Raw genomic sequence first — 19,217 nt, 5'->3', positions numbered from 1 at the left:
GGAATAAAGAGACTATCAAGCTTCCGGAAGAAGGACCCATGAACCCGCAGAAGGTACCGTTTTGGCTTCGATGGCTGGTGCCGGTGGTGCTCGTCATCACATGGCTTGGCATTGCCGGTATTGGGGGCCCAACGTTCGGGCGCTTGGACGAAGTCTCCTCCAACGATCAGGCTTCGTTCCTCCCAGCAGGCGCCGAAGCGACGGAAGCTGGCGACTGGCAGGCGAAGTTCCGGGACTCCAAGGAGATCCCCGCGGTGGTCATCGTTGAGAACGGGACCGCCTTCACCCCGGCCCAGCTTGGCGAAGCAGCCCAGCTTAAAGCGGACATCGAGGCACTCAGGCTGGGTGACGCCGTCGTCGGGCCTCTTCCCTCGGCGGACGGCAAAGCGGTCCAGTTCATCGTGCCGATAGCGTCCTCGGATGAGCTGCGTGACAAAATCCAGGAACTGCGCGACGTGGTTCAACCCGGCGCCCAGGAAGGAATGCGGGCGTTCGTCACGGGTCCCGCCGGCCTGACGGCTGATCTGGTGAACGCGTTCGGCGGCATCGACGGAATCCTCCTCCTCGTGGCGCTTGGCGCCGTGTTTGTCATTTTGCTGCTCGTGTACCGCTCGCTCGTGCTGCCTCTAGCAGTCCTTCTGACATCGGTGTTTGCGCTCTGCGCGGCCATTCTCCTGGTATTTGCGATGGCCAAGCTGGGCTGGATCCAGCTGAATGGCCAGAGTCAGGGCATCCTGTCCATCCTGGTGATTGGTGCGGCCACCGACTACGCGCTGCTCTACGTGGCGCGATTCCGTGAGGCCCTGACCCACACCACCAACCGCACGAGCGCAATGATCACGGCATGGAAGGCCTCCTTCGAACCGATCCTTGCGTCCGGCGCCACCGTCATCATCGCCCTGCTTTGCCTGCTCTTCTCCGACCTGAACTCCAACAAGGCGCTGGGTCCTGTGGCAGCTGCCGGAATCCTGTGCTCGCTCTTCGCCGCGCTTACCCTCCTGCCGGCGCTCATGGCCCTGCTGGGACGCGCAGCCTTCTGGCCTTTCCGTCCCAAGCTCCTGCCCGACGACGAACGCGAACCCGAGCTGGTTACTGGACTTGAAGGGCAAAAGGGTCTGTGGCGGGCGACTGCTTCCCTGGTTTCCCGCCGGCCGCGCGTCGTGTGGGTTGCTTCGGTCCTGCTGCTCCTGGTGGCCTCCGCCGGTGTTCTGCAATTGAAAGCCAACGGAGTCCCTCAAACGGACGTCATCCTCTCGGCGTCCGATGCCGTGGACGGCCAGGACGCGCTGGCGCGGCATTTTGACGCCGGCAGCGGCAGCCCCGCCGTCGTGGTCGCCTCCGAAGATGCCGCGAAGGAAGTGCTGGACAAGGTCAAAACGGCCGACGGCGTGGGCGACGCCTACCTCCTGGCTGAGTCCAACGTGCCAATCACCGGCGCGCCCGGTGCGCCTGCCGAACCTGCCGTTCGCGATGGAAAAGTGCTGATCAACGCGACGCTCGACTCTGCCGCTGACTCGATTGAGGCGGAAGAGGCCGTGAAGTCGCTGCGGGTTTCGGTCAAAGAGGCCGACGCCGACGCCTTGGTTGGCGGGGTCACGGCCACTGCGCTGGACACCAACATCACCGCGCAGCGCGACTTGGTGGTCATCATCCCCATCGTCCTGGTGGTCATCCTTTTCATTCTGATGCTCCTGCTGCGTTCCGTTGTGGCGCCTGTGCTGCTGGTGTTGTCCGTGGTCCTGTCCTATGCGGCAGCCATGGGTGTTTCAGCTTGGGTGTTCAACGGCGTCTTCGGATTCCCAGGGGCCGATGCCACGGTTCCCCTCTTCGGGTTCGTCTTCCTGGTGGCATTGGGTGTGGATTACAACATCTTCCTGATGAGCAGGGTGCGCGAGGAATCGTTGAAGCACGGGACGCGACCCGGAATCCTGCGTGGCTTGGGTGTCACAGGTGGGGTAATTACGTCCGCGGGTGTTGTGCTGGCTGCTACTTTTGCCGCGCTCGGAGTCATTCCCATCATGTTCCTGGTGCAGTTGGCGTTCATCGTGGCCTTCGGGGTGCTGCTGGATACTATTCTGGTCCGCTCACTGCTGGTGCCAGCGCTCGCCTACGACATCGGACACCGGATTTGGTGGCCAGGGAAGCTTGGCCGCCAGCCTGATACGGTGACGCGTCCCCGCGAGGAGGAACAGGCGGCGGTGGGGCGGTAGTTCGTTATTCGGTCACGACGACGTAGCCCGCACCTCCGTCCACGGTGACTCGTTGGCCCGTCTTGAGTAGCCGGGTTGCGTTGCCGGTTCCAACGACGGCCGGTATCCCGTACTCCCGGGCAACCAGCGACGCGTGGGCGGCGAGGGTTCCGCCGTCGGTGATCACGGCGGCGGCTCGAGCGAAAAGGGGCGTCCATGCCGGTGCGGTGGATCGGGCCACGAGTATCTCGCCATCGAGGAAGCTGTCGAATTCCTCCAGGCCTGACATAACCCGCACCCTGCCCGTCGCGCGTCCGGTGCTGGCCGGGTGGCCGACAATCGCACCCGCGGGAACCTCGCGGGTTGTCCTGGCTGCGTCAACTGCGCTTGCCAAGGGATCAGCTCCAAACCTGCCGGGTTCCCCAATGATGAGTGGTGCGTCCAGGCGCCGTTGCATCTCCCAGGTTGCCCGGCGGCTTCCTACCAGCTCCCTGTGGTCCGCCGAGGGGTTCACTACTTCACCCAGGTGGAGGAAATGGATGTCCTGCGGATCCTCGATGGCTCCTGCGGCAGCTAGGTTTTCTCCCAACCGTTTGGCGCAACGGCGCAAAACCGGCCATCCGAGAGTGAGGTAAAGGGACTGTTCCTCCCGTAGGGCGGCGTAGTACTGGGCCATCGTGAGGAGGGAATCAAAGCGGGTGAGGATCCTGGGATTATCAAGCAGCACCTCCCTCGCTGCGGCTTCGGCTGCCTTTCGCTGTGCGTCAAGAGCCTCCTTGCCTGAGGTGGTTGAATCCGTTTCAGGCCTTCGGATGCCGGCCTCTCCGAGGGTCTGGTGGTACCAGTCGAGGGAATAAACGGCTGATTCCGGTGGTGTCGCAGTGTTGCCTGTGAGACCGCTGCCGGTGAGGCCTGTGCTGCCTGTGAGACCGCGGAGGAGCGCCTGATGGCCGAGCCGCCCTTCCGGGATGTCGCTCAGGGGAGTGGCTAGGTGCCTTTGCCAGAATCTGGCCAGGGCCACTTCCATTTTCCAGGCAGATCCGCCCACCACGGCCAATGACCACAGGTAGATTCCCGCGTGCTGGGCGATGGCATCTACAAGCTCGATGAGCCTTGCCGGGGGAGCTGTGTCCACCTCTTGCTCTGCACTGCGCACGAGCTCCCGATAGTCGGGCAGCAGTTGCTGGCGCCATTTCAGCTCCAACCCATGGAGAACAGCGCGGTGTGCCGCAGCCGGATTGTGGGAGACCCGGAGAAGGACGTTGAAAAGGAACCACGGCAGGCGACCACGGCTTCGAACTATCAACGGCACCACAATCCGTGGGGACGGAATCGGCGGGGCGTTGTAGTACCAGCCGTTGACGGAGCCGTAACGAAATGGCACCCGCACCTGAATGTCGTCCTCCATGCCGTCGAGATACCCGGCCTCGATCCGTCGTAGAAGCCAGTCCTCGAACAGCGGCGTCATGGGATCTGGAAGCCATTCACCGAGGCGGAAGTTCCTGGCCCATAGGCCTTCGCCCGGAGCTGTCCAAACTGCTGGCAGGGGAAGCGCCGTCATCGGGCGGGCCTGAAGGAGGAAGAGTGCGCCGTCATGGTCCAGCGCCCACTCGATGTCTTGCGGCACTCCTGCTCGTTCGTGGATCCGACGGGCCAGTGCTGCTACTTGCAGTGCTTGGTCCGAGGTGAGGATGTTGCCGTCCCCGTTGCGCGTGGTGTCGCTGGCGCGGACTGTCCATTGCTCTCCGACAGCTTCACCGGATACCAGCGATTCCCCAAGACCGGCGACCGCAGTGACAATGGTTTCGTCGCGGTCACCGGTCAGTGGGTTGGCAGTAAAGGCAACGCCTGCGGCACGAGGCTGTACCATCTGTTGAACGAGTACCGCCATGGAAGGGCTTGCCGCATCGCCCCGGGACGCTGCTCCGAGAGCAGTCTCATACGCCGCAACTCTGTGCTCCCCCGCGGAAGCGAGGCATTGCCCGACAGCATGCTCGAGGTCATCCCGCTCGACATTCAGCAAGGTTTCGTAGAGGCCGGCGTAGGAAGCCCCGGCGAGGTCTTCGGCGGCGGAAGAGGACCTGACCGCGTACGGGCCCGGGCCGATTTTGGCGGCGGCAACTTCCAGCGCATTGGCGAGACCGTTGCCGAGTTGCCCGACCACCTCCGACGTGACGACGAACCCCGCTGGGACGTTGAAACCCGCTGCCGAGAGCCCGGAAAGCGTGGCTGCTTTGCTGCCCAACCCCGTCTGGTCCGCGCTCGCAGAGCCAAGCTGCGGAAACTCGCTCATAGCCATGACCCTCCCTCTGCGCAGACACTTCCGGTTTCAGACCGTCGCGGACCGTCTTTCGATCATTATGGTGTCGCGCCATTGCCCCGCGAGTGGGCCAAGAGGCATCCGGGCGATTCGATTCCGCCGCCCGACAATCGTGAAGCCCTCCACAGCATGCAGCCGGAGGCTTGCTTCATTCTCGGGAAAGACGCTGGCCTGGATCGTCCAGATTCCTGCTTCTTCAGTGGACGTGATCAATGCGCGGAGAAGGGCCTTGCCTACACCCAAACCGCGGGCTTCCCCGGCCACGTAAATGGAATGCTCTACGACACCCGCATACGCTGCTCGCGAGGAGATGGCGGATACTGCGGCCCAACCGAGGATCCGTCCCTCTGCTTCCGCGACCAGCCGGTGATCCTTGAGTCTTGTAGCGTCGAATTGCTCCCACTCGGGAGCAGCGGGCTCGAACGTGGCGTTCCCGGACGCGATGCCTTCAGTGAAGATCTCCCGGACCACCGGCCAATCGGGACGGGTCATTTTGCGGATCCGGACCTTGCTGTTGGTCAATGCCGGTTTTGTACGTATCTCCCTTGTCCCTGCAGTCTCGCTTGTCACAAGGTCTCCAGCAGGCCGGAAGTCCGCTCAATGGAACCCGGGACCAACGAGTAGTAGGCCCATGTTCCCCGCTTTTCGCGGTGCAGAAGTCCCGCATCCACAAGGATCTTTAAGTGGTGTGAGACTGTCGGCTGGCCGAGGTCCAGGGGCTCGGTGAGATCGCAGACGCACGCTTCGCCGCCGTCTGCGCTTTTGACGATGGACAACAGGCGAAGGCGGTTGGGATCGGCCAGCGCCTTAAATACGGAGGCGCGGACCTGAGCCTCATAGGCATCGAGGGACCCTGTTGATGGTGGACAGCAGTCCTTCTCCGTAGCCGGTTCGAGGAGTGGCAGCGAGGTCATCTATCCATTATGCCGCAACATTGACATTCATCAATGTATGCTCTTCGCGCGTTCGCCGTTAACGCTCGGCGCCTTCGGCTGCTTGAGGGATGGCCACTTCGCTGGCGGCACGCCCGGCCCCTGGAAAGAACAGGAGCAGAAGCGCTAGGCCCGACGCCGCCCCTACTAGCTGTGCGGCGATGAATGGAGGCGCGGATGCTGGTGCGATGCCGGCAAACGTGTCGCTGAAAATCCGGCCGAGGGTTACGGCTGGGTTGGCAAATGAAGTTGAGGACGTGAACCAGTACGCGGCGCCGATGTAAGCGCCCACGGCTGGGGCTGCCAGGACACCCCTATTCGTGGCGGCGAGGGCGAAAATCAAGAGGATCAGCACTGCGGTGGCAACGATCTCGGCCAGTAGGTGCCCGGGCGTCGCGCGTTCCTTCTTGGAAATGGCCGTCCCGACCTCAAACATGGCGTTCGCCAGGGTGCTGCCGCAGATTGCGCCAAGCATCTGGGCGGGTATATACGCCCCGAGGTCCCGAAGAGTCAGTCCGGACCCATTGCGCCGCCCCAGGAACCAGTCCGCCAAGGACACTACGGGGTTGAAGTGAGCACCACTGATCGGCCCGAATACCAGGATCAGCACTGTCAGCCCGAGAACTGTTGCCGTGCTGTTTTGCAGCAGCTGCAGGCCGGTGTCAGCTGGGGACATCTGTTGAGCGGCAATCCCGGACCCGACAACGACGGCAACCAGCAGACCGGTACCTAGCAGTTCGGCAATGGCGCGGCGCCATAGGGGCGGCTGGAGTGAAGTCATGGGAACAGCTTGACGCAAAGAATTAACTCAGTCAAAATTGAACCAATGAGTATTGAAGCAGTTGAGATGTTCCAGGCCAGGGTCGCCAGGCATGCCGCCCTCGCCGATCCAGCGCGCCTGCGCATAGTGGACCTGCTTACCTTGGGGGACCTTTCGCCAACGGAACTGCAAGCTGAACTGGGCATGCCCTCCAACTTGCTCTCCCACCACCTGCGAACCCTCGAGGAAGCAGGCTTGGCAACCCGTCGCCGCTCGGAGGCGGACAAGCGCCGTAGCTACTTCCGCCTCGCCAGCGACGCCTTTGAGGGTCTCGTGCCTGGCATCGCCCACGACGCACGCCGCGTCTTGTTCGTTTGCACCCGCAACAGTGCCCGCTCCCAACTGGCCGCAGCCCTTTGGCGGCAGGCCAGCACGGTACCCTCGGCCTCCGCTGGAACGCATCCCGCGGACAGTATCGCCCGCGGAGCCGTCGAGGCAGCCCGGCGACATGGTTTGGATCTGCCGGATGCTGCTCCGCGCGCGCTTGATGAAGTGGCGGATGGCGCCGACTTCATTGTGACCGTCTGCGACAACGCCCACGAGGAGTTGATCGGCCTCGGTGGAATCCACTGGTCTGTCTCCGACCCCTTGCGGGTGAATACTCCGGCGGCCTTCGACAAGGCCTTCGAGGATATTGCCCACCGCGTCACGGGGCTCGCCGCGCGCGTCGTCGCCGCTTGAGGTCGTGGTCCTGAAAATCAAATATTGACAATCATCAATTTATCGCCCGATACTTCTCTATATCGATCATCATCAATATCTATCGATCGATACGATTTGGAGAGCTTTACGGTAAGGGCGCATGACTCCACACCACTCACTCATTCGCACAACACTTCCAGGAGAAAACCCGTGAGCACCGAAACCGCCAAGAAGCCCTCCGTCCTGTTTGTCTGCGTCCACAATGCGGGCCGGTCCCAGATGGCGGCCGCGTTCCTGACCACCCTCGCCAAGGGGGAAATCGAGGTCCGCTCCGCCGGTTCCCAGCCCGCCGACAAGGTCAACCCGGCCGCCGTCGAGGCCATGGCCGAACTGGGCATCGACATGTCCGCCGAAATCCCGAAGGTACTCACCACCGAGGCCGTCAAGGAATCCGACGTCGTCATCACCATGGGCTGTGGCGACGAATGCCCGTACTTCCCCGGCAAGCGGTATGAAGACTGGGTCCTGGAAGACCCAGCTGGCCAGGGTGTTGACGCGGTACGGCCCATTCGGGATGAAATAAAGACCCGCATCGAGGGCCTGATCGACTCCCTCATCCCTGCGTCCAAGTAATCCGGCTTCCCGCATAGGAGAGATTCCCGTGAGTAATGACATCAGCGCCGAACAACTGATTATCATCGGCTCGGGCCCGGCCGGCTACACCGCGGCCATCTACGCCGCCCGGGCAGGGCTCAAACCGCTCGTCCTGGCGGGCTCGGTCACTGCGGGTGGCGCTTTGATGAACACCACCGAGGTCGAAAACTTCCCGGGCTTCCCGGCCGGTATCCAGGGCCCTGAGTTGATGGACGGACTCCAGGAGCAGGCCGAGAAATTCGGCGCCCGCATCGTGTTCGACGACGTCACGGAAGTCGACCTAAAAGCTCACCTCAAACGGGTGGTCACCGGCGCGGGGGAGACGCACGAAGCGCCCGCCGTTATTCTCGCGACTGGCTCGGCCTATAAGGAACTCGGACTGCCGGAAGAGAAAAAGCTTAGCGGACACGGCGTGTCCTGGTGCGCCACGTGCGACGGCTTCTTCTTCCGGGAACAGGACATCATCGTGGTTGGCGGTGGAGACTCTGCCATGGAAGAAGCAACGTTCCTAACACGGTTCGGCAAGTCCGTGACTGTCGTGGTCCGCAAGGGTGAACTCCGTGCCTCGCGCATCATGGCCCAGCGCGCCAAGGACAATCCCAAGATCAGCTTCGCCTGGAACTCTGCCGTCACCAAGATCCACGGCGACACCAAAGTTACCGGAGTGACTCTCACAGATACCCGCACTGGAGAAACCCGCGAACAGGCTGCCACAGGGATCTTCGTTGCCATTGGTCATTTGCCCCGCACCGAGCTTGTCGCCGGGCAGGTAGACCTGGACGCTGAGGGTTACATCAAAGTCGATTCGCCCACCACCTGCACCAATCTCTCCGGGGTCTTCGCGTGCGGCGATGCGGTTGATCACCGTTACCGTCAGGCGATCACCGCCGCCGGCACAGGGTGTGCTGCAGCGCTGGATGCTGAGCGATTTCTGGCGGCACTTGAGGACGCAGACAGCATAGCTACGGCACTGGTGGAAGAACCCACCCACGCCTGAGGATCTTAAGGATGAAAGAGGACACCATGGAGTCAGCTAAGAACCTTCCCGTCGCGGTGATCGGTGCCGGCCCGGTCGGTTTGGCCGCAGCAGCGCACTTGCTCGAACGTGGCCTCGAGCCAATCATTTTTGAAGCTGGGCACTCCGCAGGTGCGGCCATCGAACAATGGCGCCACATCCGGCTCTTCTCGCCCTGGCGTTTCAACATCGATGCAGCCGCCGTCCGCCTCCTGGAGCAAACGGGCTGGGAATCTCCCCGCCCCACGGCGCTGCCTTACGGTGGGGAACTCATCGACAAGTACCTCACCCCGCTGGCAGACATGCCGGTCATGGCGTCCCGGCTGCAGACGGGCGCTCGAGTTATCGCGGTTACCCGCCTAGGACTGGACAAGACCCACGTCCGTGGCCGGGACACCACTCCTTTCCTGGTCAGGGTGGAGCACGCAAACGGCGAAACCCGTGATCACGTTGTTGCTGCCGTCATCGACGCTTCAGGAACGTGGTCAACCCGCAACCCACTGGGCACCTCAGGCCTGCCCGCCATTGGCGAAGAGACTGCGGCGGTCCGCATATCCTCGCCCCTTCCTGACGTCACAGGGCGGGACCGGACCAGCTTTGCCGGCCGTCGCGTCCTTGTCGTGGGCGCTGGACACTCAGCTGCGAACACCCTGATCAATTTGGCCGACCTCTCCAAGGACGAACCCAACACCCGGATCCTGTGGGCCGTGCGAGGTAGCTCTGCAGATAAGGTCTACGGTGGCGGATCCGCGGACGGATTGCCCGCCCGGGGCCAGCTCGGCGCCAGGCTCCGTCGGCTCGTCGAAGCCGGAAGCATCGAGCTGCACACACGTTTCGGCATAGCTGGCCTGAAAACGCTCGATTCCGGAGTGAGCGTTGAATCTGTCGACGGCCGCACGCTGGATGTCGATGTCATCGTTCCGTGTACCGGCTTCCGCCCGGACCTGGAGATCCTGCGCGAACTCCGTCTCAACCTCGATCCTGCTGTTGAGGCACCCACCGAGCTCGGCCCACTGATTGACCCGGAGTTCCACTCCTGCGGCACGGTGCCTCCGCACGGCGCCAAGCTTCTCTCCCACCCGGAGAAGGATTTTTACATCGTGGGGATGAAGTCCTATGGCCGTGCCCCCACTTTCCTGCTGGCCACGGGCTATGAGCAGGTCCGTTCCGTCGCTGCTGCCCTGGCCGGTGACCACGAGGCCGCGGACTTGGTGCAGCTGGAATTGCCGGAAACCGGAGTATGCTCCACGGACGCCGGGACCAGTTGCGATGTTCCCGCAACGGGCATCAACGAAGAAGCGGAGTCGGGCTGCTGTGCTTCACCCGAACCGGTCCTGATCGGATTCCCGACTGGACTCGCCCACGGACGCTCCGGGCAAATCTAACGGCCGTCCACCAGAGAGTCCGATATCGCGGGATCGCGATGAAATCCGCCACCGGATCAAGGATTTGATGGCGTCCCTCACGAAAGAATCAGTGCCTACATGACACACAAGAAACCAGCTGTCCTCTTCGTCTGCAGCAAGAACGGTGGCAAATCCCAACTTGCTGCAGGGCTTTTCCGCGATCTTGCGGGGAACACCATCACTGTTTACTCAGCGGGTACCAAGCCTGGCCCATCTCTGAACAGTCAAGCAGTGGACTCCCTGACCGAGTTGGGTATCGACATTACGGGCGAACACCCTAAACCGGTGACGGACGAAGTCCTGGATCTCGTGGATGCGGTCATCGTCCTCGGAACCGAAGCGAAACTTGATCCGCCTTTCGGCAAGCTGTTCGAGATCTGGGAGACCGACGAGCCATCCGAACGTGGCATCGAGGGCATGGAACGCATGCGCTTGGTCCGGGACGATATCAAAGCCCGGGTTGGGAAACTGTACGGCGAGCTTGCTGACAGTGGGGCATAGCTAAACGTTGACGGTGCTCCGTTCGCGATAGCCATCGGCGGCGTAGACGCCCAGGATCCGCACCTCCGTGGTGAAGAATTCCAGCTCCTCCAGCGCCCGGCGGAGACGTGCGTCCGCAGGGTGCCCTTCGACGTCGGAGATGAACATGGTGGCCGCGAACTCGTTGCCCACCATGTAGCTCTCAAGCCTGGTCATGTTCAGGCCGTTGGTCGCAAAACCACCGAGCGCTTTGTAGAGGGCCGAGGGGACGTTGCGAACACGGAACACGAAGCTCGTGATCGCGGGACCCGGGAGCTCCTCCTTGGTGGGGATTTCGCGTTCCCGCGCCAGAACCACAAAACGAGTGGTGTTGGTGGGGTCATCCTCGACGCCGGAGGCCAGGACATCCAGACCGTACAAGCCTGCGGCCAGTGGAGGAGCGAGGGAAAGCTTGCGGGGATCGTTCCAGTCGCGCACTTCCCTGGCTGATCCTGCCGTGTCTCCGGCGATAACTGGCTTCAGGCCAGCTTCCCGAATGATCTTGCGGCACTGGCCCAAAGCGTGGATATGGCTGTGAACCTCTGTTGCGCCTTCAATGGTGCTGCCTGGAATGCCCAAGAGGTCGAATCGGATCGGCAGGAAGTACTCGCCCACGATTTGCAGCTTGGACTGGGGGAGCAGCACATGGATGTCAGCCACACGTCCGGCGATGGAATTCTCAATCGGGATCATCGCCAGCTCGACTTCGCCCGTGGAAACCAGTTCGAACGCGTCCTCAAAGCTGGCGCACGGCACGCTTTCGAGTTCGGGGAACATTTCCTTGCACGCGAGATCCGAGTTGGCTCCCGGTTCACCTTGATACGCAATCTTCTGGGCCATGGTGCTCATGGTTTCACGCTGAGCACCCAGCAACCCAACCGGGTCCACCCTGTGACCGGCAACCCAACTAAGTCGCAGTTGAGCGCGTTTTGAGGGGTCAAAACGCGCTCAACTGCGACTTAGTTGGGCCAGGAAACCGGGAAGTCAGCCGTTGATGATCTGCGGAACTCCCAAGGCTTTGAGGCCCTCCGCGCCGAACTCCAGCCCGTAGCCGGACTGCTTTGCGCCGCCGAACGGGATGCGGGGGTCCACGGCGCCGTGCTTGTTGATCCACACGGTTCCGGCTTGGATACGGGAGGCGACCTCGCGGGCGGCAGCCAGGTCGGAGGACCAGACTGAGGCGCCGAGTCCGACGTCGAGCGCGTTTGCTTTGACGACGGCTTCGTCAACGGTGCTGTACTTGATGATCGGCAGGGCAGGGCCGAACTGTTCCTCGGCCACGAGCGGGTTTTCGTTGTCGATGTCGGCTACCAGCGTGGTGGGGTAGAAGTTGCCGGGCTGATCGGCGTCGGGGTTACCACCGAGCAGGATGCGGGCACCGGACTCGCGGGCGGCCTCAACCAGCCGGGCCACGATGTCGTACTGCTGGCGGTTCTGCAGCGGGCCAAGGACGTTGTTCTCGTCCAAGCCATTTCCCATCGGCATCGCAGCAGCAACGGCGGCCAATTCTGTGCACACGGCCTCGTAGTGGGACTCGTGCACGTAGAGGCGCTTCAGCGCGGCACAGGTCTGGCCGGTGTTGATGAACGCACCCCAGAACAGGCCTTCGGCGATGGCTTTGGGGTCGGCGTCAGGGAGGACGATGCCGGCATCGTTGCCGCCGAGTTCCAGCGTGAGGCGCTTGACCGTATCAGCCGACGAGCGGATGATCGCCTTGCCAGTGGCCGTGGAACCGGTGAACATGACCTTGCCGATTGCCTCGTGCGCTGCCAGGGCCTCGCCGACGTCGCGGCCACCGGACACCACCGATAGCAGGCCCTCGGGCAGTTCCTGGTTGATGATTGCGGCCAACGCCAGCACGGACAGCGGAGTGTATTCGGAGGGCTTGACCACCACGGCGTTGCCCATCCGGAGGGCAGGTGCGATCTGCCAGACAGTGATCATCATCGGCCAGTTCCAAGGGCCGATCGCACCCACGACGCCGATAGGTCGGTAGTGCAGTTCGGCACGGGTTTCGCCGTCGTCCACCACCGTCTCAGGGTCCAGCGGCGTGGCGGCAGTTGCGCGGAGCCACGCTGCGCAAGCGCCGACTTCGAAGCGGGCGTTCGGGCCGTTCAGGGGCTTGCCCTGCTCGCGAGAGAGCAGTTGGGCGAGCTCTTCAGCAGAGCGTTCGACGGCGTCAGCGGCCTTCATGAGTGCAGCGGACCGCGCGTCATGGCCCAAGGCAGCCCAGGCTGGCTGTGCAGCTGCGGCAGCTGCAACAGCGGCGTCAAGATCTTCCACGGTGTGGACGGGGGTTTCACCAACAGCCGCACCCGTTGCAGGGTCAAGAATCGTGCGGCTGTTCTGGCCGGGGGCTGCGGTAATCGAGGCCAGCAAGGCGTCGTAAGTCTCCATTGGTACTCCGCTCGGGTAGTAAGTCTTGGCGGCCGGTGAGGCGCGCGGCGATGATTCCAGTGTGGTCGGCGTCACGCAGAGTCGCCTTGTCTATGCACGAACAGCCCTTGACGGGAAGCGAACGCTTTCCGGCAGCCCCGTTCGTACCGGATAATTTGGCGGGTGACTCTTGCATCCCTCGCCGCCTTCGCTGGTCTCTGCCTGGTCCTCTCCGTGACCCCGGGCCCGGATACGTTCCTGGTGCTGCGTATTGCCCTGAACCGGCCCAGCGCCGGGATCGCTGCGGCGGCTGGATCGGCAGGTGCCGCGATTGTGTGGGCTGCCTTGGTGGGTATCGGATTGGCCGCGCTGTTGGAACAGTCGGCGGAGCTCTTCCGGTGGCTGAAGATCGCGGGCGGCTTGTATTTGCTGTACCTCGGCGTTTCTTCGTTCATCAAGTCCCGTAAAGCTGCCAAGGCGGCCAAGGAATCCGTTGAGGGAGCAGGCGCTGAGGCACCCCTGCCGTACAGCCGGCTCGCGGCGCTGGGCGCAGGAGCGCTCTCCACCCTGCTCAACCCGAAGGTGGGCCTGTTCTACCTGGCCGTCGTCCCGCAATTCATCCCGCATGGCGGCGACACCATGGGCACATCACTCATCCTGGGCATCGTGGTTGCCGTCATTGCCTTTGCCTACCTCTCGATGATCGCAGTGGTGGCGTTCAGGGCAATGAGGTGGCTCAAGCGCCCCAAGGTGAGTACCGCCGTCGAGCGTGTCAGTAGCGGGGTTATTGCGGGACTGGGCGTCGGCGTGGTGGCGTCGGGCGCCAGCAGCTAGGCAGCCTGCTCGTAGTTATCCCGCCAGCAGCCTCATGTAGTTGTCCAGCTGCCCCTCAAGGTCCTGGGCAAAGTGCTCTGCGGGGGACAGCGCTGCCACGATCTGGGCGCCCAGCATCATGTTGAGCAGATGATCGGCGACGGCGGCGTCCCCGATGGGGGCGGCAATCTCGCCGGCCGCGCGGGCTGCTGCTGTATGTGCCGTGATGGTGCTGTGCCACTGGTTCATCGACTCGCTGTGCAGGGTGGCCATCGCTGCGTCATTGAGTGCCTTCTGCCAAAACGGGATCACGATGCGCGCTTCGTTGACGCGTTCCTCGTCCAGCGGCAGGACCTCGGCGCAGAAGGCTCGCAGGGCGGCGACGCCGGCCAAGCCCGTGGTCACGGCGGCTATGCGCTGGTTGGTGCGGTTGAAAACGTGTCCGAAAGCTGACGTCAGCAGCAGATCCTTGGTGGGAAAGTAGGGCTTGAGGGCGCCATTGGCAAAGCCGGCTTCTTCCGCAATTTCCCGCATGGTTGCGCCTTCAATGCCCAGCCTTGCAATGATCCGCCAGGTTGCGTCCACCAGTTCGAGGCGTCGTTGATCGTGGTCCACAATCTTTGGCACTGTGCGGAGCTCCCGGAGAAATATTTGGCGGACAGGTCTTGTGACTCATCTTACGTTCTGGTTATTCTCTACATCTATAGAAAATAAATCCTGACCCATAACAGGTCCCTGACAAGAGGCAGCCATGACGCCCACAGCAACCCAGACAGCAACTGAAGCAGCCGTTCAGGAAACCCAGTACCGACTGGCAACAGGCGCCGAAATCTCCGAGGTGCAGTGCCTCCTGCAGGCTGCCGGATATCTTGGCCACGAGCAGCGGATCGCCTACCTGGGCCTTGTGGATCCGGCCCGTGGGCAAGCACAAGAAGACCGCCGCTTCCGTGTGTTCATCCACGACATCTCCGGCGGGGCTCCTGCCGATGTCCTGGTGTCGGTGACGCGCGGCCAGATCCTGTCCGCAACAGAGCTTGATACCAAAGTCTCCGGCGAACTTCCCGTGCTGGAGGAAGAGTTTGAGGTCGTTGAGACGCTGCTTGCCACGGATGAACGGTGGCTTGCCGCCCTGGCAGCACGGGATCTGGATGTGGCCAAGGTGAGGGTCGCTCCGCTGTCCGCGGGCGTGTTTGAGTACGACGACGAGAGGGGCCGTCGGATCCTGCGGGGCTTGGCTTTTGTGCAGGATTTCCCGGAGGACAGCGCTTGGGCGCACCCGGTGGATGGGCTGGTGGCGTATGTGGATGTGGTCAACAAGGAAGTCACCCAGGTGATTGATCTTGGCGTCATGCCGATTCCTGAAGAGCATGGAAACTACACCGACCCTGAACTCACAGGCCCGCTCCGGACCACCCAAAAGCCCATCAGCATTACCCAACCCGAAGGTCCGAGTTTCACGGTTACCGGCGGCAATCATGTGGAGTGGGAGAAGTGGAGCGTGGACGTCGGCTTCGATGTCCGCGAAGGAGTGGTCCTCCACAACCTTGCCTTCAGGGATGGTGACCGGCTCAGGCCCATCATTAATCGCGCGTCGATCGCGGAGATGGTTGTGCCCTACGGTGACCCGTCGCCTATCCGGTCTTGGCAGAACTACTTCGACACCGGTGAATACCTCGTGGGCCAGTACGCGAACTCCCTGGAACTGGGCTGTGATTGCCTGGGTGACATCACCTACCTCAGCCCTGTCATCAGCGATGCCTTCGGCAACCCGCGGGAAATCCGCAATGGCATCTGCATGCACGAGGAAGACTGGGGCATCCTTTCCAAGCACACCGACCTCTGGACCGGGATCACCTACACGCGACGCAACCGCCGCCTGGTGATCTCCTTCTTCACCACCATTGGCAACTACGATTACGGTTTCTACTGGTACCTCTACCTGGACGGCACCATTGAGTTCGAAGCCAAGGCCACCGGCGTCGTCTTCACCTCTGCCTTCCCGGAAGGCGGCTCGGACAACATCTCGCAGCTCGCACCCGGGCTCGGCGCACCGTTCCACCAGCACCTTTTCAGCGCCCGGTTGGATATGGCCGTTGATGGTTTCACCAACCGCGTGGAGGAAGAGGACGTGGTCCGCCAGGCCATGGGTGCGGGCAACGAACGCGGCAACGCCTTCTCCCGCAAGCGCGTTGTGCTGGCGAAGGAGTCTGAAGGCGTCCGTGAAGCAAACGCTCGTGCAGGCCGGACGTGGATTATCTCCAACCCCGGGTCCCGGAACCGTTTGGGCGAGCCCGTTGGCTACAAGCTCCATGCCGAAAACCAGCCCACCCTTTTGGCCGATCCAGGTTCCTCCATCGCGAAGCGCGCCGCATTCGCCACGAAGGACCTCTGGGTTACGCGTTACTCCGACGAGGAACGGTACCCTACGGGTGACTTCGTGAACCAGCACGCCGGCGGAGCAGGTCTCCCGGCATTCGTGGCCCAGGACCGCGACATCGACGGCCAGGACATCGTTCTCTGGCACACCTTCGGCCTCACACACTTCCCCCGCGTGGAGGACTGGCCGATCATGCCCGTGGACACGGTTGGCTTCAAGCTCCGCCCCGAAGGCTTCTTCGATCGCAGCCCCGTGCTGGACGTGCCCGCCAACTCTTCAGGTTCCAGCTGCCACACCGCAGCCGCCGCTGCAGACGCGGACAGCTCAGATCAGCACGGCCACTGCCACTAAACGGATCCCCGGACACATGACCACCACGACGGGACGGGTCCGGTCAACCGGGCCCGTCCTCCATCCACGGATCTGCGCAGTCCTCACTGCTGTCTCATGCCTGGTCCACCTCTGGGTCGCGGCATGGGGGAACCATGGCGTGTGGCTTGGCGTCCTCATGATTGCTTTGGCAGCAATCTGCGTCCCCTGCACTGTTCACATCTGGCGCCACAGCCGCGTCGGGGCTCTTCATCAGGTGACGGTTTCCGCTGTGGCAATGATTGCCGTTCATTCCGTCTTGCTGCTGGGAGCGGGAGGTACCGGACACGCGCACGGTGGGGGGCCGGCGTCGAACGCTGTTGATACTTCCGGCGCCGCCGGACTATTGCTGGTGATCGGACTGGAAATCGCGACGGCGCTACTCGCCGCTACCTTGGTGGCGCGGCTTCGGCGTCGGGTACAAATGGCCGCTGCTTCCTGACTCTCTTTGGCGTTGGTACGGCGGATAATCAGCCCTTTTGGGTTGCACAGTGCCCCGCCAAAATTCAAAGAGGGTCAGGAAGCACAAGCGCAGCAAGAATTCGGCAGGATATTGCCCTGAGCAGGCAGTTTCCGTGCTTGTTGCACCTGCCCCGAACGCTGTTCAGTAGAGGTGTGAGTAGGGCTGTCAGTAATTCGGGTAAATCCGGCCTTGGCTTGTTCAGGGCCACGGGAATCTATGTAGGTGCCATTCTGGGGTCGGGTGTGCTGGTTCTGCCTGCCATCGCCGCCCAAGTTGCAGGGCCGGCGTCGTTGTTAGCATGGGCGCTGCTGTTGGTGTTCTGCACCCCGGTGGCGTTCAGTTTCGCTGAAATGTCCAGGCAGCAGCCCGACGCCGGTGGGATCGCCACGTTCGTGACCCGCGCTTTCGGGCAACGGGCCTCAGTTGTGGCAGGCTATCTCTTCTACTTCGCCATCCCGTTCGGGGCGCCCGCCACCGCGGTGATCGGCGGGGAGTACATCGCTCATGCCATGGGCGGTGGGCGGGAGACGGCCCTGATAGCAGCGGGGCTGATCCTGGCGGCAGGTTTCGTGAGCAACGCGGTGGGGATCCGTGTCTCAAGCAAACTCCAACTCCTCCTCATGGTGTTGCTCGTGGCGTTGCTTGCGCTCGCCGTAGCCGTGGCGGCGCCCTACGCCAAGGCAGAAAACTTTGTACCCTTCGCCCCCAACGGCTACTGGGCAGTGGGCGGTGCAGCGAGCCTGCTCTTCTTCTGTTTCGCCGGCTGGGAGGCCGTGACGCATCTGGCCGGCGAATTCCGCCACCCCGAACGCGACCTGAAGCGGGCCACCTGGCTAACGCTCGTCGTCGTCGGGGTTGTCTACATCGGCTTGGTGGCGGCGTGCGTCGCTGTTCTCGGTCCAGGACTCTCCGGCAGCAGCGTGCCGGTGGCCGAATTGCTGGCGAAAGGACTGAGACCGGCGGCGGCTCCGGTGACGGCCGTGGCGGCAGCCGTGTTGACGTTCGGACCCCTGAATACGTTCGTGGCTGGGGCCAGCAAGCTTGGCGCCAGGTTGGCGTCCGACGGCGTGCTGCCGCGGCCCTTGGCGCGTGGCGTGGGTGCAGGGGAGGTGCCTTCCGTGAGCTTGACGGCACTCGCTGTCATGACGTCGCTTTCCTTTGCCCTCGCAGCTGTGGGGTTCCTCAGCATGGAATTCCAAATAGGCGCAGCCTCGGCATGCTTCACGGCTGTGACCGCTTTTGGTCTGGCCGCGGGCGTCCTCCTGTTGCCCCGCGGAACCGCGGCCTGGTGCGGCGTGATCGTGGCCGCCGTCGTGATGCTCGTGGTCTTGCTCTTCAGCGGGTGGGCGTTGCTGGTTCCGGCCGTGCTGGGTGCTGCGGCATTGTTGGTGGGGCGCTTGTATTTGAAACCCCCGGTGCCACAATTGAGCCATGGCCGCAGCGTGGTCAATTCGTGAGGGGTTCCGCAGCGGGCCAGACCCCGATGCCCTGCGCCGTCCCTTCTTCATTGCAGCCGTCGTTGTCTTTGCCCTGGTAGTCCTGGCCGAGGTAGGGATGTCGCTCCTGCTGGGGCAGACCGCCGTCGACCCCATCTCCGCACGTGATGCCAACAACCTGGGCGTTCCGCTGGATGTCTTCCTCAAGACGCAGCGGGCCGATGCCGAACCGCCAGGCGCGGGCATTGGATTCCTCGCATTCCTGGATGGCTTGCTGCTGTTCACCGTGGTGATGCTGGGGCTCAGCCTGATCATCGACCTGCGAACGTATGGCCGTATCCAGGGCCTCACGACGTTCATCGTGACGCTGCTCTGGGTTATCGCGGCTTTCCTTACGGCGATGTTGGCTTTGGCGAAGCTGTTCCTGATGATCGGGTTGTTCGTGGCCACCCCGTTTGGAACCATTGCGTACCTGGCCCTGTGGGGGAGCTTTCCGAAAGGGCAGGCAGCGGGGATCCTGGGTTTGCTGCTGGTCCTGAAAATCGTGTTTGCCATGCTGCTGATCCTTAGCCAACCCAAGTTCCTCAAAGTCACAGGGCTGGTGGTGCTGCTGGTGGTTTCCGTGCTGCTTCAGGTGATCCTGGGGCTGATCCATGGGTTCCTGCCCGGACCGCTGGTGTCCATTGGGGATCAGTTCTGGGCGTTGATCACTGTGGTGGTGGCACTCGTGTGGGCACTGATCATGCTGATTGCGTCCATTCCCGCGATCATCAACGCTCTGCGCGTGAGCGGCTCGGCGGGGGACTAGCCTTGCCACCAGTCCGGTGACTTCGCGGGAAGCCTGCCAATTCGCAGGGAAGTTTCCCCGCGAACGCGCAGCTTTCCC

The 19,217-nt window shown here is 62.8% G+C and carries 18 protein-coding genes; 11 read left to right on the top strand and 7 right to left on the bottom strand.

The features are described 5' to 3' along the window. Nucleotides 1–38 precede the first annotated feature (38 nt). On the top strand, nucleotides 39–2,210 hold the full coding sequence (locus LDN90_RS21430) for an MMPL family transporter (RefSeq protein WP_223947052.1): 2,172 nt from the start codon (nucleotides 39–41) through the stop codon (nucleotides 2,208–2,210). Between the two features lie 4 nt (nucleotides 2,211–2,214). Here the strand turns inward: LDN90_RS21430 and LDN90_RS21425 are convergent, their stop codons facing one another. From LDN90_RS21425 to LDN90_RS21410, 4 genes are all read right to left on the bottom strand, one after another. Then, complete coding sequence (locus LDN90_RS21425; protein ID WP_223947051.1) at nucleotides 2,215–4,482, bottom strand: PEP/pyruvate-binding domain-containing protein; 2,268 nt, start codon at nucleotides 4,480–4,482, stop codon at nucleotides 2,215–2,217. 36 nt (nucleotides 4,483–4,518) lie between these two features. Continuing rightward, complete coding sequence (locus tag LDN90_RS21420; protein ID WP_223949355.1) at nucleotides 4,519–5,001, bottom strand: GNAT family N-acetyltransferase; 483 nt, start codon at nucleotides 4,999–5,001, stop codon at nucleotides 4,519–4,521. Between the two features lie 74 nt (nucleotides 5,002–5,075). Beyond that, nucleotides 5,076–5,423 (bottom strand): metalloregulator ArsR/SmtB family transcription factor, encoded by a 348-nt coding sequence (locus LDN90_RS21415; protein ID WP_223947050.1) that lies wholly within the window; start codon nucleotides 5,421–5,423, stop codon nucleotides 5,076–5,078. A 58-nt stretch (nucleotides 5,424–5,481) separates the two neighbouring features. Continuing rightward, nucleotides 5,482–6,222: an MIP/aquaporin family protein gene (locus tag LDN90_RS21410; RefSeq protein ID WP_223947049.1), complete on the bottom strand. Its 741-nt coding sequence runs from the start codon at nucleotides 6,220–6,222 to the stop codon at nucleotides 5,482–5,484. Between the two features lie 45 nt (nucleotides 6,223–6,267). Here LDN90_RS21410 and LDN90_RS21405 point away from each other — a divergent pair, with 45 nt between their 5' ends. The 5 genes from LDN90_RS21405 (at nucleotide 6,268) to LDN90_RS21385 (ending at nucleotide 10,479) form a co-directional block, all read left to right on the top strand. Next, nucleotides 6,268–6,942, top strand: coding sequence for a metalloregulator ArsR/SmtB family transcription factor (locus LDN90_RS21405; RefSeq protein WP_223947048.1), 675 nt, complete (start codon nucleotides 6,268–6,270; stop codon nucleotides 6,940–6,942). 171 nt (nucleotides 6,943–7,113) lie between these two features. Next, complete coding sequence (locus tag LDN90_RS21400) at nucleotides 7,114–7,536, top strand: arsenate reductase ArsC (protein ID WP_223947047.1); 423 nt, start codon at nucleotides 7,114–7,116, stop codon at nucleotides 7,534–7,536. 40 nt (nucleotides 7,537–7,576) lie between these two features. Next, nucleotides 7,577–8,554, top strand: coding sequence for a thioredoxin-disulfide reductase (gene trxB, locus LDN90_RS21395; RefSeq protein WP_223949354.1), 978 nt, complete (start codon nucleotides 7,577–7,579; stop codon nucleotides 8,552–8,554). A 26-nt stretch (nucleotides 8,555–8,580) separates the two neighbouring features. Beyond that, the gene (locus tag LDN90_RS21390; protein WP_223949353.1) at nucleotides 8,581–9,957 is read left to right on the top strand and encodes an FAD-dependent oxidoreductase; all 1,377 of its coding nucleotides are present in this window, start codon (nucleotides 8,581–8,583) and stop codon (nucleotides 9,955–9,957) included. A gap of 99 nt (nucleotides 9,958–10,056) precedes the next feature. Next, entirely contained in the window at nucleotides 10,057–10,479 is a 423-nt protein-coding gene (locus tag LDN90_RS21385) for a low molecular weight phosphatase family protein (RefSeq protein WP_223947046.1), read from the top strand. Here the strand turns inward: LDN90_RS21385 and LDN90_RS21380 are convergent, their stop codons facing one another. Together LDN90_RS21380 and LDN90_RS21375 are read right to left on the bottom strand one after the other, a co-directional pair. Continuing rightward, a complete protein-coding gene (locus LDN90_RS21380) occupies nucleotides 10,480–11,337 on the bottom strand; it encodes a prephenate dehydratase (RefSeq protein ID WP_223949352.1) in 858 nt (285 codons plus the stop codon). It lies immediately after the preceding gene. 144 nt (nucleotides 11,338–11,481) lie between these two features. Beyond that, entirely contained in the window at nucleotides 11,482–12,894 is a 1,413-nt protein-coding gene (locus tag LDN90_RS21375) for an aldehyde dehydrogenase family protein (RefSeq protein ID WP_223949351.1), read from the bottom strand. Between the two features lie 162 nt (nucleotides 12,895–13,056). On the opposite strand from LDN90_RS21375, the gene LDN90_RS21370 reads away from it, so the two are divergent. Next, nucleotides 13,057–13,707, top strand: coding sequence for a LysE family translocator (locus LDN90_RS21370; protein WP_223947045.1), 651 nt, complete (start codon nucleotides 13,057–13,059; stop codon nucleotides 13,705–13,707). A 15-nt stretch (nucleotides 13,708–13,722) separates the two neighbouring features. On the opposite strand, the gene LDN90_RS21365 is transcribed toward LDN90_RS21370, so the two are convergent. Then, nucleotides 13,723–14,313: a TetR/AcrR family transcriptional regulator gene (locus LDN90_RS21365; RefSeq protein ID WP_223947044.1), complete on the bottom strand. Its 591-nt coding sequence runs from the start codon at nucleotides 14,311–14,313 to the stop codon at nucleotides 13,723–13,725. Nucleotides 14,314–14,437: 124 nt separating this feature from the next. Here LDN90_RS21365 and LDN90_RS21360 point away from each other — a divergent pair, with 124 nt between their 5' ends. The 4 genes from LDN90_RS21360 to LDN90_RS21345 all read left to right on the top strand — a co-directional run bounded on the left by LDN90_RS21360 (nucleotide 14,438) and on the right by LDN90_RS21345 (nucleotide 19,139). Further along, nucleotides 14,438–16,414, top strand: coding sequence for a primary-amine oxidase (locus LDN90_RS21360; RefSeq protein ID WP_223947043.1), 1,977 nt, complete (start codon nucleotides 14,438–14,440; stop codon nucleotides 16,412–16,414). 16 nt (nucleotides 16,415–16,430) lie between these two features. Then, the gene (locus LDN90_RS21355) at nucleotides 16,431–16,874 is read left to right on the top strand and encodes a hypothetical protein (RefSeq protein ID WP_223947042.1); all 444 of its coding nucleotides are present in this window, start codon (nucleotides 16,431–16,433) and stop codon (nucleotides 16,872–16,874) included. A 173-nt stretch (nucleotides 16,875–17,047) separates the two neighbouring features. Continuing rightward, entirely contained in the window at nucleotides 17,048–18,352 is a 1,305-nt protein-coding gene (locus LDN90_RS21350) for an amino acid permease (RefSeq protein ID WP_223947041.1), read from the top strand. Beyond that, complete coding sequence (locus LDN90_RS21345; RefSeq protein ID WP_223947040.1) at nucleotides 18,327–19,139, top strand: hypothetical protein; 813 nt, start codon at nucleotides 18,327–18,329, stop codon at nucleotides 19,137–19,139. The genes LDN90_RS21350 and LDN90_RS21345 overlap by 26 nt, the downstream gene beginning before the upstream one ends. The last annotated feature ends 78 nt before the right edge of the window (nucleotides 19,140–19,217 follow it).

Source organism: Arthrobacter sp. NtRootA1, from assembly GCF_019976975.1.
Taxonomy (GTDB): Bacteria; Actinomycetota; Actinomycetes; order Actinomycetales; family Micrococcaceae; genus Arthrobacter; species Arthrobacter aromaticivorans.
Note: the sequence above shows the minus strand (reverse complement) of the source record. Positions and strands in the feature narration are given on the sequence as shown.